The organism is Streptosporangium sp. 'caverna', assembly GCF_003203775.1.
Classification (GTDB): domain Bacteria; phylum Actinomycetota; class Actinomycetes; order Streptosporangiales; family Streptosporangiaceae; genus Streptosporangium; species Streptosporangium subroseum.
The window spans coordinates 582645-596946 of record NZ_CP029711.1 but is presented as its reverse complement, the minus strand read 5'-3'; the positions used below and the strand labels follow the sequence as shown (position 1 = coordinate 596946).

The window sequence follows — 14302 nt, the reverse complement described above, 5'->3', positions numbered from 1 at the left end:
CATAAATCCGACAGATCACACAGAAAATCTCGATCTACGCATACGCGCAGGACGTCACGGTCAGCGCGCACCTATGCGCATCGCACCGGACATCCCGCGCCCGTATACGGGCGAGATCTCCCCGTTTCCACCGGTCCGGCTGGACAACGAGGATCGGCCGGTGCCAGGGGCTCCCGGCCTCTCCGGGAACAAAAGATCAGCCGACGTCAGGCGACCGCAGAAGCGTCACCGGCTTTCGACCGCGAAGGCGTCACCGGCTTTCCGAGCCCGTCATCGGAGCCGGTGGCACGCACCCGAGATCAGGGGTCGCACGACGCCATGGTCGCGAGGTTGCCCAGCATTGTCAGTGCCTGCTCGGAAGGGCTGGCGGGTTCGGCATGAAAGATGACCAGTTGCTGGCCGGGGGCGGTGACGATGCCGAACAACTCGCAGACGAGATCCAGGTCGCCGACCTCGTGGTGGCGGAAGCGCCTGATCTCCCGGCTCATGCCGTACACGTCATGACGCGCCCACAGCCGGCGGAAGTCCGCACTTTCCCGGGAGAGCTCGCCGACGAGTTCGGTCAGGTACGGGTTGTCGAGATCCGCTCCCGTGGCGGCGCGCAGCTGGGCCACCCTGAGGCAGGCGATCCGCTCCCAGTCCCGGTAGAAGTCGCGCGCGGCGGGATCCAGGAAGACCAGCGAGAGCATGTTGTCCGTGCGTTTCAGTCCGCTGTGGAGGGCTGCGGCCAGTGGGTTCCTGGCCAGCACGTCCTGCCAGCGGTCGAACACGAGCGCCGGGGTGTGCGGCCAGCTGCGCATCAGCCGCAGCAGGTCCGGGTCGACCCGCTCCGTCCGGCGGGTCGTCGCGCGCTGCCGCGACCCGGGATGGGCGAGCTCGTACAGGTGCGCCGCCGCTTCGGGGCCGAGGTTCAGCACCCGTACCAGGGCGTCGAGCACCCGATCGGACGGACGGTGTTCGCGTCCCTGTTCCAGGCGGACGTAGTAGTCGGTGCTGACCCCTGCCAGCATCGCCACCTCTTGCCGGCGCAGTCCCGGCGTCCGGGAGGGACCGGAACGCAGCATCCCCACATGCTCCGGCGAGGTGACCTCGCGCCGAGCGCGCAGGAACTCGCCCAGAAGCTTGTCACTGCCCATTTCGTAACGGTATGTCATTTATTCGTTAACAGGGTGGCCGCGCTACTCCCAGGTTCCGCCCTCTTACCCCTCAAGGTTGGTTCTGGCATGTCATGGAGTGCCACTTTCGCCGGGAGCACGCTGCGTGGGAGTAATGGGGCCACCTTCCTGCCGCGATTCCCCCATAACGTGTTGCGATGGACAGTGACAAGTTTCTTGGCGACTTCTTCCGCGCCCGGCGCGAAGCCACGACCCTTGAAGACGTCGGTCTGAAGCATTCCGGACGCCGCCGTACGCCGGGGTTGCGCCGGGAGGAGGTGGCGATGCTGGCCGGGGTCAGCACCGACTACTACGTCCGCCTGGAACAGGGACGCGAACGCCGTCCGTCCGACCAGGTGCTGGGTGCCCTCGCGCGAGTCCTGCGTCTCGACTCCGACGCCACTGACTATCTCTACGAACTCACGCACCCCCTTGCACGGCCGTACAGGCAGGGCAACCGGATGGAGCAGGTCAGTCCGAGCCTGCTGCGGCTCCTGAAAAGCTGGAATCACACGCCGGCATTTGTGATCGGCCGCCGGCTGGACGTGCTGGCCACCAACCCCCTGACCGAGGCCCTCTACAAGGGGCTCACCCACAAGGACAACTGCCTGCGGACGATCTTTCTCAGCCCACAGGCGAAGGACTTCTACGCGGACTGGGAGAAGGCCGCCTGCGCCAAGACGGCCCAGCTGCGCATCGCGGTGGGAGCGAACCCCCATGACCCGTTCCTGCCCCAGCTGGTCGAGGAACTCTCCACTCACAGCGAGCATTTCCGTCGCCTGTGGGCACGCCATGATGTGCGGACCAGACTCAGCGAGGTCAAGCGGCTTCGCCACGGCGACGTCGGCGAGTTGGCTCTTTCCTGGGAGGCGTTGACCGTCAACGGCGCTCCCGGCCAGCAGCTCATCATCATGTCCGCCGAGCCGGGAAGCTCTTCCGAACACGCTCTGAAGGCTCTGGGCCGCATCGCCGCCCAGGACGCCGGCCTCGACTCCTCCCCTCAGCCTTCACCACCTTCACCCGAGCTCTCGTCCAACGCCGGTCACAGCCCACCGGTCACGTTGTGACCCTCATCGCGTCAGGGCGGCGAGGTCGGCCAGCAGGGCCAGTGCCCGTTCGGAGGAGCTGCCGGGCTTGGCATGAAAGATGACCAGTTGCTGACCCGGGGCACTGGCGACGCTGAGCACCTCGCTGGTCAGGTCCAGCTCACCGACCTTGCGATGGTGGAAGCGCCTGTCCTCACTGACGATGCCGGATACGTCATGGCGCGCCCACAGGCGACGGAAGTCCGCGCTTTTGAGGGAGAGTTCACCGACCAGCTCGATCAGGTACGGGTGGTCGAGGTCCGTTCCCGCGACTCCGCGCAGGTGAGCCACCCTGACCCTGGCGACATGCTCCCAGTCCGGATAGAACTCGCGCGCGGCGGGATCCAGGAAGACCAGCCGCAGGAGGTTGTCCGCGTACTCCAGTCCATCGTGGAGGACGCTGCCCAGGGGGTTTCTCGCCAGTACGTCCAGCCAGCGGCCGGTCACGAACGCCGGGATGTGCGACCAGCCGCGCATCAGCCGCAGCAGCTCCGGACTGACCTGCTCCATCTGGCTTCCCTGCTTGTGCGGTCGTGCCAGGGGGTGTGCGAGTTCGTAGAGGTAGTCGGTCGCGTCGGGACCGAGACACAGGACCCGGGCGAGGGCGGTCAGCACCTGGTCGGACGGACGGCGTTCACGCCCCTGTTCCAGACGGACGTAGTAGTCGGTGCTGACCCCGGCCAGCATCGCCACCTCCTCCCGGCGCAACCCCGGCGTACGGCGGAGACCAACGTCCAGCAGTCCCACCTGCTCGGGAGTGGTGACCTCGCGCCGGGCGCGCAGGAACTCACCGAGGAGCTTGTCGCTGTCCATTTTGTAACCGTACGCCTGGTATAAGCCGAAAAGGTGGCAGCATCGCTCCCAGGAACGGTCCGGATGGGACGCTGGATCCTGCCCGAGGATCCCGGTGGCAGGACAGGCGGGGCGACAAGGTCCCCCGGCCACGGTGAGACCGAAGGGACGGCGGACAGGCTTCTCGTCCGCGGCGACCACGCATGCGATGCCGCCCGGCATCACGCCGATGACCGGCCGGGGAGAGGAGGTCGGTCCCGCTACGGCATCTCGAACATCCCACCGGCGAGGAGACCGTCATAACGTCGTGGCGGCCAGGCTGCCCAGCAGGGACAGCGCGTGCTCGGAAGAACTGCCCGCCTCGGCGTGAAGGGTGATCAGTTGCTGGCCGGGGGCGCTGTTGACGTTGAACACCTCGCAGGTCAGGGTCAGGTTGCCGACCTCGCGATGGCGGTAGAAGTGCTTAGTCTCACGGGTCTCGCAGGGGATGACGGGTGGGTCGGGGCGGGCCCACATCTGGCGGAAGTCCGCGCTTTCCATCGAGAGTTCACCGATCAGCTCGGTCAGGTACGGATCGTCGAGGTCCGGCCCCACGGCGGTGCGCAGGTGGGCCACCCTGGCGTTGGCGACCTGCTCCCAGTCCCGGTAGAACTCGCGCGCGGCAGGGTCCAGGAAGACCATCCGGAGCAGGTTGTCCATGTACTTCATTCCGCGGTAGAGCACGGCGGACACCGGGTTGACGGCCAGCACCTCCATCCGGAGACCGCACACCATCGCCGGGGTCCGCGGCCAGCCGCGCATCAGCCGCAGCAGCTCCGGGCTGACCCGCTGCGACTGGCCGATCGTCCTGCCCTGCGGTGTTCCCGGGTCGGCGAGCTCGTGCAGATGCGCCGCGGCTTCGGGATCGAGGGCCAGCACCCGCACCAGGGCACCGAGCACGCGCTTGGACGGGCGGCCTTCGTATCCCTCTTCCAGACAGGTGTAGTAGTCGAGGCTGACGCCGGCGAGCATCGCCAGCTCTTCCCGGCTCAGTCCCGCCGTCCGGCGGGGACCAGAGCTCAGCGGCCCCGCCTGTACCGGCGTGGTGGCCTCGCGCCGAGCGCGCAAGAACTCCCCAAGGAGCTTGTCGCTGTCCATTTCGTAATGGTATGTCAGGAATCCATTGAGAGGGTGGCAGTGCTGCACCCAGGGTCAGAAACTGCCCCCTACCAGGCACGACCGAGCCGGGACACTCTCAACCCCTCCGGCCCCACGGCTCCGCGGACGACCCCACGACCCCGGCAGCCCGCAACCCGCAACCGACCCCACGGCCCCGCAGCCCCGCAGCCCCGCAGCCCCGCAGCCCCGCAGCCCCGCAGCCCCGCAGTCCCGCGAGGATGAACGGCCGGCATCCGTACGACCGGCCGCTCCTCCTCCGCGTTCGAACGACCTGAAAGTTCGGGATCGAACCGGCCTTTCAGCGGCCCGGCCCGCCGGGCGCGTCACCGGGCGGCGTCCAGACGGGCGCGGTGCTCGCCGTCGAGCTTGAGATCCAGGGCGCCCAGGGCCTCCTCCAGCTGGGCGATGGAGCTCACGCCGACGATCGGGACCGTCGTGACGTCTCCGCCGATCAGCCAGGCCAGCACCACCTGGTTGACGGTCACGCCCAGCTCGCCCGCGATCTCCCGCAGTACAGCGAGCCCGCGCGTGGTGCCCGGGTGGTCGTAGATCTCCTGGATCGGACGGTCCTCGCGGGTGTAGGCGCCGAACATGAGCGTGTTGTACGCCCACAGGGTCAGGCCGGGCTCCGAGCGCAGGTAGTCGAGCATGTCGTCCTGGACCAGGACGTGGCCCGCCTCGGGCAGCCGTACTCCGGGCCGGGGCCGCAGGTAGGTGTGCCGGAGCTGCACGTTGGTGTAGAGCGGCCAGCCGCCTGCCCGCGAGGTCGCACGGGCGCGCTCCAGACGCCAGGCCGGCACGTTGCTCGCGCCGATCTCGCGGACCTTGCCCGCCCGCGCCAGCTCGGCGAAGGCGCCCAAGGTCTCCTCCAGGGGGACGGAGCGATCCTCGATGTGAGCCCAGTACACGTCGACGTGATCGACGCCCAGCCGCCTCAGGCTGCCCTCGGCGGCCGCGGCGATCGCCGAGGCGGACAACCCCTCGGCGGAGTCCAGGGTCCGATCGCCGGGAACGGTCGGCCGTCCGCCGCACTTGGTGCTCAGCACCATCCGGTCGCGGTTGCCCCGGGCGGCCAGCCAGCGGCCGATGGCCAGCTCGCTCTCGTCGCCGGTGGCCCCCTCGTTCCAGAACGGGTAGTTGTTCGCGGTGTCCAGCAGCGCGCCACCGGCCTCGGCGAACCGGTCGAGGATCGTGAACACGGCCCTGTCGTCGAGAACGGTGCCGAACGGGATGGTGCCCAGGGCGAGGGGGATGTGTGTCATGGAAACCACGATGCAGGCTGGAGTCCACTCCAGGTCAAGTCGCGCCACGCGACGATGCGCCGGATTCATCGTGACCCGGCCTGGAGCGGACTCCAGGCGCGACGCCACTCCCCGCGGGGGTGCACACGCGCCGGAGCAGCCGGCGGAGGAGAACTGTCACCCCCTGATGCCAGACTCGCTCAGCATGAGCGACGATGTGCGGCTGAGAGATGTCGAAGAAGCCGATCTGGAGCTGTTCTTCGAGCAGGAGCATGACCCCGAGACGGTCCGGCGGTCGAAGTTCACGCCCCGGGATCGAGAGACCTTCATGACCCACTGGGCCACGAAGGTCCTGGGAGATCCCACCGTCCTGGTGCGGACGGTCACCGTGGACGGCGAGCCGGCCGGCAATGTCGTGTCCTGGTGGGAGCAGGACACGCGTTTCATCGGATACGTGTTCGCCCGCCGATACTGGGGCCGGGGCATCGGCACCAAGGCACTGACGCTCTTTCTCCGGCAGGAGAAGACCCGCCCGCTCTACGCCGACCCCTTCACCGGCAACACCGGCTCGGTGCGACTGCTGGAGAAATGCGGCTTCACGAGCACCGGCACGGTCCGGCACGGCGAGCACGAGCACATCATGCTCGTGCTCGGCGAGGGCTAGTTCCGGCGGCGGAGAGCGGCGGCATCCCCTGGATACGGATACTCAGGGAGGTCACGAGCCCAGCTTGCACATACCGGTCGCCGGGGCGGAGTCGTCAGAGGCCCTGGGCTTGGGGGGCAGCTTCACCTCGCACGTTCCGCCCGCGACCGACGCGGCGTCGTCCGGCGCCTGCCTGGCCTCGTCCTTGACCTTACGGCCGCCGTCGGGGTTCTCGGCACACCGCTTCGCCCCCGAAGAGCACTGTTCGGCCTTCTTCTTGGCCGCGGCGACGCCGTCGATGGGAGGAGCCGCGGCCGCCGCCGCGGAGGTGAGGGCGCAGACGGTGGCGATCGCCAACGCTGAGACGAGCATGACAAGGGGGCCAGGGCGGCGGTTGCTGTGCATGTCCTTCTTCCGGTCAGTCGGGACGATTCCGATTTCGCGCATCGACAGGATGCATACACAAAGTAGCGATCCATCCACGAAGGGCAATGATCGCCGCGCCCGGCGCCCCGCTATGACCCTTCGGCCAGGCCGTGTCCGATCGAGCCGTTGATACGGCCGGTCATCCCTCGGCGCGTACGGGAGTGGCGCCTGCCGGTTCGGCCGGATCGGGACCGGCGAGGTGGGCTTGGGCGTATTTGCGGAAGGCGGCCACGAGGCGGTTGCGATCGTCCGCACGGGTGGCCAGCACGACGTGGCTCGGCTCGACGCCGTGCAGGGGGACCGTGGTCCGTGCAGGGGGACCGTGGTGAGGTCGGGGCGGGGGCTGCCGTGGAGGCTGCCGGCTGGGACGATGGATACGGCCTGCCCGCCGGCGATGAGTTCGAATTTGTCCTCGACGCCTTCGACGATGCCAGATGCAGGGTCTGCACGGCGGCGTCGGGGTGCCGGTGGCGCAGTTCGCGCGCTGCCGGGGTGACGATGAGGTTGCTGGTGTAGCCGATGATGATCCTGGCGATCGACAACCCGGCGTCGAGCGCACTGACCCGTGACCGGCTGGGATGGAAGCCTGAGGGGCCCGCACTGATCCCGGACATCGACGAAGGCCACTACTTCAACGACTAGCCCGGGAGTCGTGTCGGTCCGTTCTCGCTGTTTCACGGCTACCTCAGCAGCGACTTCAACCGACGCCACCCGCCCGCTGGATCTCCCCACCGGCCTCGTCCAACCCCGGAGGGACAACAGTTCGGGGAGGGAGGATCAAGGCCGTCTTCGCACATACGCCGACCGGTGGGCATTTCCCGATATGTCAGATGTCGAGGGACTCGACGACGTCCACGATGTCACGCGACCGCGCGCACTCCTCGTGCCAGAGCTCGAACGCCTCGTCAGGATGGCTGCCGGGCGTTCACAGTTCGCGTTCGAGACGTGCCGCGACCTCTCGATATCGGCTGACCGGCACCAGGTGCACGCCGTCGAAGGCGCCGCTGTCGCGAATGGCCAGGATCTGCTCGCACGCCGCGTCCACCCCGGCATTGCGGTCACGCTCGACGTCGGCGACCAGCTGGCCGGGGATGTCGATGTCCGGGATGGTGGCCGCCAGGTTGCGGGCCATACCCGCGCTGGCCAGCACCATCACCCCGGCATAGACGGGAACCTGCAGGGAGACGCTCTCGCGCCAGCGCAGCAGGGCATCGACCGAGTAGCTGACCTGGACGAACACGAAGTCCGCCGCGCTCTTCCACGTCGGAACCGGGCGCAGGCCGGACGTGACGCCGACCTGGAAGGGCCGACGGCCGGCGAACGCCGGGTCCTCGGCCGTGCCCCGTGCTTCCTCGATCATGCCCCGCACCGTCAACTCGCTGGTGCGCCCGCCGACGGTGGGCTTGTCGCCGTAGACGAACAAGAACCGCTCCACCCCGTACGCGGAGGCCGTCAGCAGGTCCCTGCGGAGTCCGAGCAGGTTGCGGTCGCGGGAGTTCAGGCAGGCGATGCCTCGGGCGCCCATCGCCTGCACCTCGTGGGCGACCGCCACGCTCGACACCGTCGCCCGCCCGATGTGGTTGTCAGGGATCAGGAACGAGTCGGCCACCGCGCTCAACACGCCGATCTGATGGCGTACCCGCGTCAGGTCCGGCCGGGTAGGAGGTTCGATCTCACAAACCAGCTCGAAACGATGATCAGACATGCTGGAACCCTACCGAAAGCGCTCCAAGGCAAAGCCGCCAGAGCGTTTCCAAGCATAATCAACTTCATGATGGCGCCAGATAGTACTGAAGGTCCATTTCCTCCCGATATCCGGCTGTCGGGCCTCGGGATTCACCTCCGCGAGTGGACCGACGAAGACCTTCCTGTCATGGTCGCCCTTTTCGACGAACCACAGGTCGCTCGCTGGACTCCCCTACGTTCGCCGTTCGACTTCGACGCCGCTCAGGAGTACCTGTCTCAGTCGCGTAGAGCGCGTGCCGCTGATCGCGGCATGCAACTCGCGATCACTAGGGATGGCGGTGAAGCACAAGGGGAGGTTCTGCTCTTCCGTACGGCCGATGAGCCCGGGGTGGCCGAACTTGCTTACGCGATCGGTGCTCAGCACCGGAGAGAGCGGTTGGCGGCTCGTGCTGTTGAGCTGATGGCCGGCTACGCCCGCACCTCGCTCGGGATGCGCGGGCTGGTTCTACGGATTGATCCAGCAAACGCGGCAAGCGTCGCGGTAGCACAGGCTACCGGCTTTCACATGGCCGACGAGGAGCCGATGACCTTTGAACGCAAGGGCCATGACATCACTCTGCACAGGTGGCGCCGCGATCTCGCCCTGTGAGCAATCGCCGCTTGGCGGAGCGGCACGGCCTGCGGAACACCACAAGTATCTATAGAGCGAATGCGAGAGGCTCCGCACCCGTAGACCTTGGAGCCTCGCGCGCCCAGGCGGGTAGTCGTACCTATCTAGGTTGTAATCCTAACTAGGTAGCGTTACCTTTAAAAAGCGCCGCACGAACCGCCATCTCTCGGCAGACAGGCATCTCGCGCGGGCCGGGGACGGGCTCTCCTGCAGCCAAGCCCTCGAACGACCGATATCCGCCACCCGCCAAGGAGAAGACCATGGCCGCTCCCGCCTCCCGCACCGCCGTCCAGCTCCCCGCGCTCCTCCCCGTCCTGGTCGGCGCGGAGACCGTGGTGATCGCCAGTGACCTCGGCGACGCCGTCCGCTACGGCCTCGGCGGCCTGGTCCTCGTCGCGCTGGTCACGGTCCTCTACCGGCTCGGCCGTACCCGCCGCGTCAAGGGCGCAGGCGGCGCCGCTTCGCCGACCGTCTGACGCGGCCTCCTCGTCCTGGGCTCGGCAGCCACAAAAGGATGGTCCGGCCTGCGCGCCGATCCAGGTGCAGGGCGTGGTCGCCGCTCCATCGAAGGCGGTCAGACAGCGTCAGTCACGCCATCGGCGACACCCTGGCGGCCTCCAGCGGGGCTGGTCTCAAAGAGTTGATGTCTCGTATGGGGCACTCCTCCACGCGGGCGGCGCTGATCTACCAGCACTCCGGTCAGGACCGGGACAAGGCCATCGCTCGGGCAGGCGTTCAAGAAGGCACGGGCAGGCGGGCACGAGAAGCCATCGGGCACGCAACGGGCGCGGAAGATCACAAAGTTGCGGTGAACAGCAAAAGGCCAGGTCACCGGAGATTGGTTGACCTGGCCTTTTGTATGCGAGCCGACGAGGGGAATCGAACCCCTGACCTACAGTTTACAAGACTGTTGCTCTGCCGATTGAGCTACGTCGGCACGGTCGCCAGACGAGTGTAGTCGGCCCGCGCCCCGCACGTCACCGGGACAGGGCGGCGAACCCGGAAAAGCTAGCGACGACGCTGGCGGGCCACCTCGTAAAGGGCGATGCCCGCGGCGACACCCGCGTTGAGGGACTCGGCCGCACCCTGCATGGGGATACGGACGATCATGTCGCAGGACTCGCGGATCAGGCGGGACAGGCCCTTGCCCTCCGAGCCCACGACGACGACCAGCGGGCCGTCGAGGAGATCGCTGTCGCCGATGTCCACCGTGCCCTCGCCGTCCAGGCCGATCACGAACAGGCCGGCGTCGCGATATTCGCGCAGCGCGGCGGTGAGGTTGGCCGCACGGGCGACCGTCATGGTGGCCAGCGTGCCCGCCGAGGTCTTCCAGGCGCCTCCCGTCACTCCGGCCGAACGACGGGACGGGATGACCATGCCGTGAGCACCGAAGGCGGTGGCCGAACGGGCGATGGCGCCGAGGTTGCGCGGGTCGGTCACGCTGTCGAGCGCGACGATCAGAGGTGCCTCACCGGCGTCCTGGGCGATGCGGACCAGGTCCTCGGGGTGGGCGTAGTCGTACGCCGGGATCTGCAGGGCCATGCCCTGGTGGATCGCGCCCTCGGTGATGCGGTCGAGCTTGTCCCTGCCGACCTCCAACATGGCGATGCCGTTGTTGGCGGCGAGCCGGATCGACTCCCTGACGCGGTCGTCGTTGTCGATGCGCATGGCGACGTAGAGCGTGCTCGCGGGCACACCCGCCCTGAGCGCCTCGACGACGGGGTTGCGACCGCCGATGTATTCCGGCGCGTCCTCGCTCCGCCTCGTGCGGACCGTGGTGCGAGAGGAGATCGAGGGGCGGGCGGAGGAAGATCCGCCGCCCTTCTCCTCGCGATCGATCCGCTCGGTGCGCGCCTTGTCCTTGTGCCAGTGCCGCAGGTGCGCCGGCGGGGTAGCCCCCTTGCCTTCCAGACCACGGCGGACATTGCCGCCGGTGCCCTTGCTCGGACTCTTCTTCTTCGCGGGTCGCCCGGACCCCTTGTTACCCCCACCAGCCATGCTGACTAGAGTACGGCCTGCTTTTACCGCGACAGTTCCCAACGCGGACCTTGGGGGGTGTCCTCCACATGAATCCCGGCGTCGGCAAGCTGGTCACGGATGCTGTCCGCCGCCGCGAAGTCCTTTCGGGCACGGGCTGCCTGCCGCTGCTCCAAAGCCACGGTGACCAGCGCGTCAACGGTCGCGCGCATGCCGGTGTCGCGGCTTGAGGAGCGCCACTGCTCCGAGCGCGGGTCGAGACCGAGCACGTCGAGCATGTTCTGTGTCTCGGCCAGCAACCTGGCGACCTGCTCCTTGTTGCCCTGAGCCAGTGCGACGTTGCCCTCACGGACCACCTCGTGCACCACGGCGAGCGCCTGCGAGGTGGCCAGGTCGTCGTCGAGCGCGTCGGAGAACGCCTGGGGCAGCGGCGCATGCGCGTCGACGTCGTGGATGACCTCGGCCGCCCTGGTGACGAAGCCCTCGATGCGCTGGTAGGCCGTCGCGGCCTCGAACAGCGCCTCCTCCGAGTATTCGATCGGGGACCGGTAGTGCGGGGCCGCCAGGTAGTAGCGGAGCTCGACCGGGCGGACCTTCTTGATGACCTCGGGGATCAGCAGGGAGTTGCCGAGCGACTTGCTCATCTTCTCCGCGCCGATCTTGAGCATGCCGTTGTGCATCCAGTAGCGCGCGAAGCCGTCACCGGCCGCCTGGGACTGGGTCAGCTCGTTCTCGTGGTGCGGGAAGATCAGGTCGACGCCGCCGCCGTGAATGTCGAAGGTCGACCCGAGATACTTCGTCGCCATGGCGGAGCACTCCAGGTGCCAGCCGGGACGGCCGCGGCCCCACGGGGTCGGCCAGGTCGGCTCGCCCGGCTTCTCACCCTTCCAGAGTGCGAAGTCACGCGAATCACGCTTGCAGTCGGCCTCGGTGTCGCCCGCCGCCCGCATGTTCTCGAGCTTCTGGTTGGACAGCGAGCCGTACCGGTCCGCGTAGGACATGACGTCGAAGTAGACGTCTCCCTCGGCGGCGTAGGCGTGACCGGCGGCGATCAACCGCTCCATCAGCTCGATCATCTCGGGCACGTGGCCGGTGGCTCGCGGCTCGACCGTCGGAGGAAGGCAGCCGAGCACCTCGTAGGCCCAGGTGAAGGCGCGCTGGTTACGCTCGGCGATGACGAACCACGGCACCTCCTCGGTCGCCGCGACTCGAATGATCTTGTCGTCGATGTCGGTGACGTTCCGGCAGAAGTTGACCTCGTAGCCCGACCGGGTCATCCAGCGCCGGAGCACGTCAAAGTTGACGCCGGAGCGGATGTGCCCGATATGCGGCGGGGCCTGCACGGTGGCACCACACAGGTAGATAGAGGCCCGGCCGGGTTCGACCGGAACGAATTCACGGACCGTACGTACGCTGGTGTCGTATAGGTGCAGACTCACGAGGCCAGGTTAATGCCTCACCTCGCCTCACAAGCCGGGTTGCGCGACGTTGAAGCCTCCTTGCAGAGTCTTTTGTGGACATTAAGTGGCCAATGCCGGTCATACCCACTTAAAGATCCACCAGATAGATCGACCCAGTGAGAAATGACACGCCAGACCGGCCACCGCACCCATACGGCCGGTTCTTGCGAATCGGAGCGCACCCCGCCCGGGCGGCTCCTCCGTCCCCGCCGTGTACGGCATGCTTGAAGATCGGCCACCCCACGCGCACGCCATCGGACGGCTCCGTCGCCCGTCCCCCGTCAGGCTTCTCTCCCCGGGCAACTTTCCCGATCTTCCTGATCGACTCCGTCGATCACTCCGCGTGCTGATTCTGTAGGCTCGAGACGCCATGGACGTGAAATCTCCCGCGGCGGCAGACTCGATCTCCCGCCCGTCCTCAATCCTGTCCGCACCCGCCGAACCGAGCCGAGTGACCGTTGCCCTGCGACGCGCCGGGATCGCCGTCGCCGGAGTCGGCGTAGCCGCCCTCACCGCCGCCGCCTGCGTGCTCTCCTTCGAGGACCTGCGTGACCTCGCCATCATCGGCGAGGCCCGCCCCAACCTCGCCTATCTCTACCCGGCGGCCTTCGACGCGCTGCTCGTCATCGCGATGATCGGCGTGCTCCTGCTGAGAGGCGGGCGGTGGCCGGTCCGCCTTCAGGCAGGCGTGATCCTGGTGCTGCTGTTCGCCGCCGCGGCCACCGCCGAGGTGACGACCGCCATGCGGACCACGGCGGCGATGGACGTACGGCAGGCGGCCGTCGTGGTCGCCGTCGCCCCCTGGGTGATCCTGGTCGTGGCCCTGTGGCTCTGGCTCCTGCTGATCAAGCATGCCGCCGCGCGCCGGAGCGCCGTCGACGAGGCGCCGACCGACCACGAGCGCGACATCGTGCCGTTCCCCGACGCGGACCTGCCGACCGCGGAACACCCGGCCCAGCCGGAGTGGAGGACCCGCCCGAGCCGCCCTGACCTCCAGGTCCATCCGGACCCGCTTCAGCGCGACCGCCCGGTCAGGCGCGACCAGCCGGTCCAGTACGACGAGCCGGTCCGGCGCGACCAGCCGGCCCATTCGGCCCAGCACGACGAACCGGTCCGGCGCGACCAGCCGATTCATTCGGCCCAGCACGACGAGCCTGTCCCTCCGGTCCGGCACGACGAGTTCGACCGTTCGCTCCGGCACGACCAGCCGGGTCGGCGAGACCAGCACGACCTGCCCGTTCAGCACGATCGGCAGGCCCCGTCGGTCCGCCCCGGCCAGCTGGTCCACCATCCCGCGGCCGAGATCATGCTCGACCCGCAGGCCGCCCCTCCGCTGGAGTCCGCCCCGCACCACGATCTTCCGGCGAGCGTCCCGGTGGTCGGTCCCACCCCCGCCCCGGAGACGCCCGAGGTGGCCGAGGTGGCTGAGGTGGCTGAGGTTTCCCCGGCCCCCCAGGTCCCCCCGCCGGCCAAGCCCATGCGCTGGGGTGATCTGGTACGGCCCCGCCAGGGCGACATGCTCGTCCATCCACCCCGCACCGCGCCGGAGGCCGTACGGGAGCAGGCCGCGCCCGAGGCCGCGCGGACTCAGACCGCACAGGACGCCGTACGGAAACGGGAAGAGAAGCGGGAAGAAGAGTCCGGGCCCGACAGCAGGATCAGCGAGCGGGTGGGGACCTGGGACTCCGGCACCGACGCCTCGGAGGAGGCGCCGGAGCAGGCCGCCGAGGTGAACGACCGCGACGCCGACACGCAGCCCATCCGCACGATGCCCGATCAGACGACCGATCGCACGGCGGGCGAGACGGCCGACGAGGATGAGACGGCCGACGGATCGTCCCCGGATCCCGCGCACGGTGTCGAGGCCGCCGACCCCGAGGAGGACTTCGGGATCGGATCACGCGAGAAGGACACCGTGGCCCCGCCTTCGGGACGGATGCGCAGCACCCCGATCCCCCCGGTCGAATGAGAACCTGGTCTCCGGCGTCCCCGGCCTGATCCGAAGGGACA

General features: G+C 68.3%; 15 protein-coding genes and 1 tRNA gene. 6 read left to right on the top strand and 10 right to left on the bottom strand.

What is annotated here, in order from left to right; genetic code table 11:
• Window positions 1-299 precede the first annotated feature (299 nt).
• Complete coding sequence (locus DKM19_RS02875; protein ID WP_110694364.1) at window positions 300-1136, bottom strand: helix-turn-helix transcriptional regulator; 837 nt, start codon at window positions 1134-1136, stop codon at window positions 300-302.
• 176 nt (window positions 1137-1312) lie between these two features.
• On the opposite strand from DKM19_RS02875, the gene DKM19_RS02870 reads away from it, so the two are divergent.
• Window positions 1313-2221: a helix-turn-helix transcriptional regulator gene (locus tag DKM19_RS02870; RefSeq protein WP_110694363.1), complete on the top strand. Its 909-nt coding sequence runs from the start codon at window positions 1313-1315 to the stop codon at window positions 2219-2221.
• A 3-nt stretch (window positions 2222-2224) separates the two neighbouring features.
• Here the strand turns inward: DKM19_RS02870 and DKM19_RS02865 are convergent, their stop codons facing one another.
• The 3 genes from DKM19_RS02865 to DKM19_RS02855 form a co-directional block, all read right to left on the bottom strand.
• A complete protein-coding gene (locus tag DKM19_RS02865) occupies window positions 2225-3052 on the bottom strand; it encodes a helix-turn-helix transcriptional regulator (RefSeq protein ID WP_110694362.1) in 828 nt (275 codons plus the stop codon).
• A gap of 276 nt (window positions 3053-3328) precedes the next feature.
• Window positions 3329-4168, bottom strand: coding sequence for a helix-turn-helix transcriptional regulator (locus DKM19_RS02860; protein WP_110694361.1), 840 nt, complete (start codon window positions 4166-4168; stop codon window positions 3329-3331).
• 344 nt (window positions 4169-4512) lie between these two features.
• Window positions 4513-5451 (bottom strand): aldo/keto reductase, encoded by a 939-nt coding sequence (locus DKM19_RS02855; RefSeq protein WP_110694360.1) that lies wholly within the window; start codon window positions 5449-5451, stop codon window positions 4513-4515.
• A gap of 184 nt (window positions 5452-5635) precedes the next feature.
• Between DKM19_RS02855 and DKM19_RS02850 the strand changes: the two genes are divergently transcribed.
• The gene (locus DKM19_RS02850; protein WP_204358630.1) at window positions 5636-6094 is read left to right on the top strand and encodes a GNAT family N-acetyltransferase; all 459 of its coding nucleotides are present in this window, start codon (window positions 5636-5638) and stop codon (window positions 6092-6094) included.
• A gap of 51 nt (window positions 6095-6145) precedes the next feature.
• Here DKM19_RS02850 and DKM19_RS02845 read toward each other — a convergent pair whose 3' ends face one another.
• Both DKM19_RS02845 and DKM19_RS52465 read right to left on the bottom strand, forming a co-directional pair.
• The gene (locus tag DKM19_RS02845) at window positions 6146-6520 is read right to left on the bottom strand and encodes a hypothetical protein (protein ID WP_162641244.1); all 375 of its coding nucleotides are present in this window, start codon (window positions 6518-6520) and stop codon (window positions 6146-6148) included.
• Between the two features lie 118 nt (window positions 6521-6638).
• Window positions 6639-6767 (bottom strand): hypothetical protein, encoded by a 129-nt coding sequence (locus DKM19_RS52465; RefSeq protein WP_255415496.1) that lies wholly within the window; start codon window positions 6765-6767, stop codon window positions 6639-6641.
• A gap of 251 nt (window positions 6768-7018) precedes the next feature.
• Here DKM19_RS52465 and DKM19_RS52460 point away from each other — a divergent pair, with 251 nt between their 5' ends.
• Entirely contained in the window at window positions 7019-7141 is a 123-nt protein-coding gene (locus DKM19_RS52460; RefSeq protein ID WP_255415495.1) for a hypothetical protein, read from the top strand.
• A 283-nt stretch (window positions 7142-7424) separates the two neighbouring features.
• On the opposite strand, the gene DKM19_RS02830 is transcribed toward DKM19_RS52460, so the two are convergent.
• Complete coding sequence (locus tag DKM19_RS02830) at window positions 7425-8120, bottom strand: methylenetetrahydrofolate reductase (protein ID WP_239514055.1); 696 nt, start codon at window positions 8118-8120, stop codon at window positions 7425-7427.
• Between the two features lie 150 nt (window positions 8121-8270).
• On the opposite strand from DKM19_RS02830, the gene DKM19_RS02825 reads away from it, so the two are divergent.
• Window positions 8271-8834, top strand: a complete 564-nt coding sequence (locus DKM19_RS02825) for a GNAT family N-acetyltransferase (protein ID WP_110694356.1) — start codon at window positions 8271-8273, stop codon at window positions 8832-8834.
• A gap of 281 nt (window positions 8835-9115) precedes the next feature.
• Window positions 9116-9331 carry a hypothetical protein gene (locus DKM19_RS02820; protein ID WP_110694355.1) on the top strand — a complete coding sequence of 72 codons (216 nt, stop codon included), beginning with the start codon at window positions 9116-9118 and terminating at the stop codon, window positions 9329-9331.
• Window positions 9332-9719: 388 nt separating this feature from the next.
• Here the strand turns inward: DKM19_RS02820 and DKM19_RS02815 are convergent.
• The 3 genes from DKM19_RS02815 to cysS all read right to left on the bottom strand — a co-directional run bounded on the left by DKM19_RS02815 (window position 9720) and on the right by cysS (window position 12271).
• A tRNA-Thr gene (locus tag DKM19_RS02815) sits at window positions 9720-9792 on the bottom strand.
• A gap of 71 nt (window positions 9793-9863) precedes the next feature.
• Window positions 9864-10853 carry a 23S rRNA (guanosine(2251)-2'-O)-methyltransferase RlmB gene (gene rlmB, locus DKM19_RS02810; protein WP_110694354.1) on the bottom strand — a complete coding sequence of 330 codons (990 nt, stop codon included), beginning with the start codon at window positions 10851-10853 and terminating at the stop codon, window positions 9864-9866.
• Window positions 10854-10876: 23 nt separating this feature from the next.
• Window positions 10877-12271, bottom strand: coding sequence for a cysteine--tRNA ligase (cysS, locus tag DKM19_RS02805; protein WP_110694353.1), 1395 nt, complete (start codon window positions 12269-12271; stop codon window positions 10877-10879).
• Between the two features lie 472 nt (window positions 12272-12743).
• Here cysS and DKM19_RS02800 point away from each other — a divergent pair, with 472 nt between their 5' ends.
• Window positions 12744-14261 carry a DUF2637 domain-containing protein gene (locus DKM19_RS02800; RefSeq protein WP_162641243.1) on the top strand — a complete coding sequence of 506 codons (1518 nt, stop codon included), beginning with the start codon at window positions 12744-12746 and terminating at the stop codon, window positions 14259-14261.
• Window positions 14262-14302: the final 41 nt, after the last annotated feature.

Coding starts and splice junctions, on each gene's coding strand:
- DKM19_RS02855 (WP_110694360.1), bottom strand. CDS start 5,451: ATGACACACATCCCCCTCGCCCTGGGCACCATCCCGTTCGGCACCGTT.
- DKM19_RS02875 (WP_110694364.1), bottom strand. CDS start 1,136: ATGGGCAGTGACAAGCTTCTGGGCGAGTTCCTGCGCGCTCGGCGCGAG.
- DKM19_RS02845 (WP_162641244.1), bottom strand. CDS start 6,520: ATGCGCGAAATCGGAATCGTCCCGACTGACCGGAAGAAGGACATGCAC.
- rlmB (WP_110694354.1), bottom strand. CDS start 10,853: ATGGCTGGTGGGGGTAACAAGGGGTCCGGGCGACCCGCGAAGAAGAAG.
- DKM19_RS02870 (WP_110694363.1), top strand. CDS start 1,313: ATGGACAGTGACAAGTTTCTTGGCGACTTCTTCCGCGCCCGGCGCGAA.
- DKM19_RS02820 (WP_110694355.1), top strand. CDS start 9,116: ATGGCCGCTCCCGCCTCCCGCACCGCCGTCCAGCTCCCCGCGCTCCTC.
- DKM19_RS02860 (WP_110694361.1), bottom strand. CDS start 4,168: ATGGACAGCGACAAGCTCCTTGGGGAGTTCTTGCGCGCTCGGCGCGAG.
- DKM19_RS52460 (WP_255415495.1), top strand. CDS start 7,019: ATGATGATCCTGGCGATCGACAACCCGGCGTCGAGCGCACTGACCCGT.
- DKM19_RS02825 (WP_110694356.1), top strand. CDS start 8,271: ATGATGGCGCCAGATAGTACTGAAGGTCCATTTCCTCCCGATATCCGG.
- DKM19_RS02865 (WP_110694362.1), bottom strand. CDS start 3,052: ATGGACAGCGACAAGCTCCTCGGTGAGTTCCTGCGCGCCCGGCGCGAG.
- DKM19_RS02850 (WP_204358630.1), top strand. CDS start 5,636: ATGAGCGACGATGTGCGGCTGAGAGATGTCGAAGAAGCCGATCTGGAG.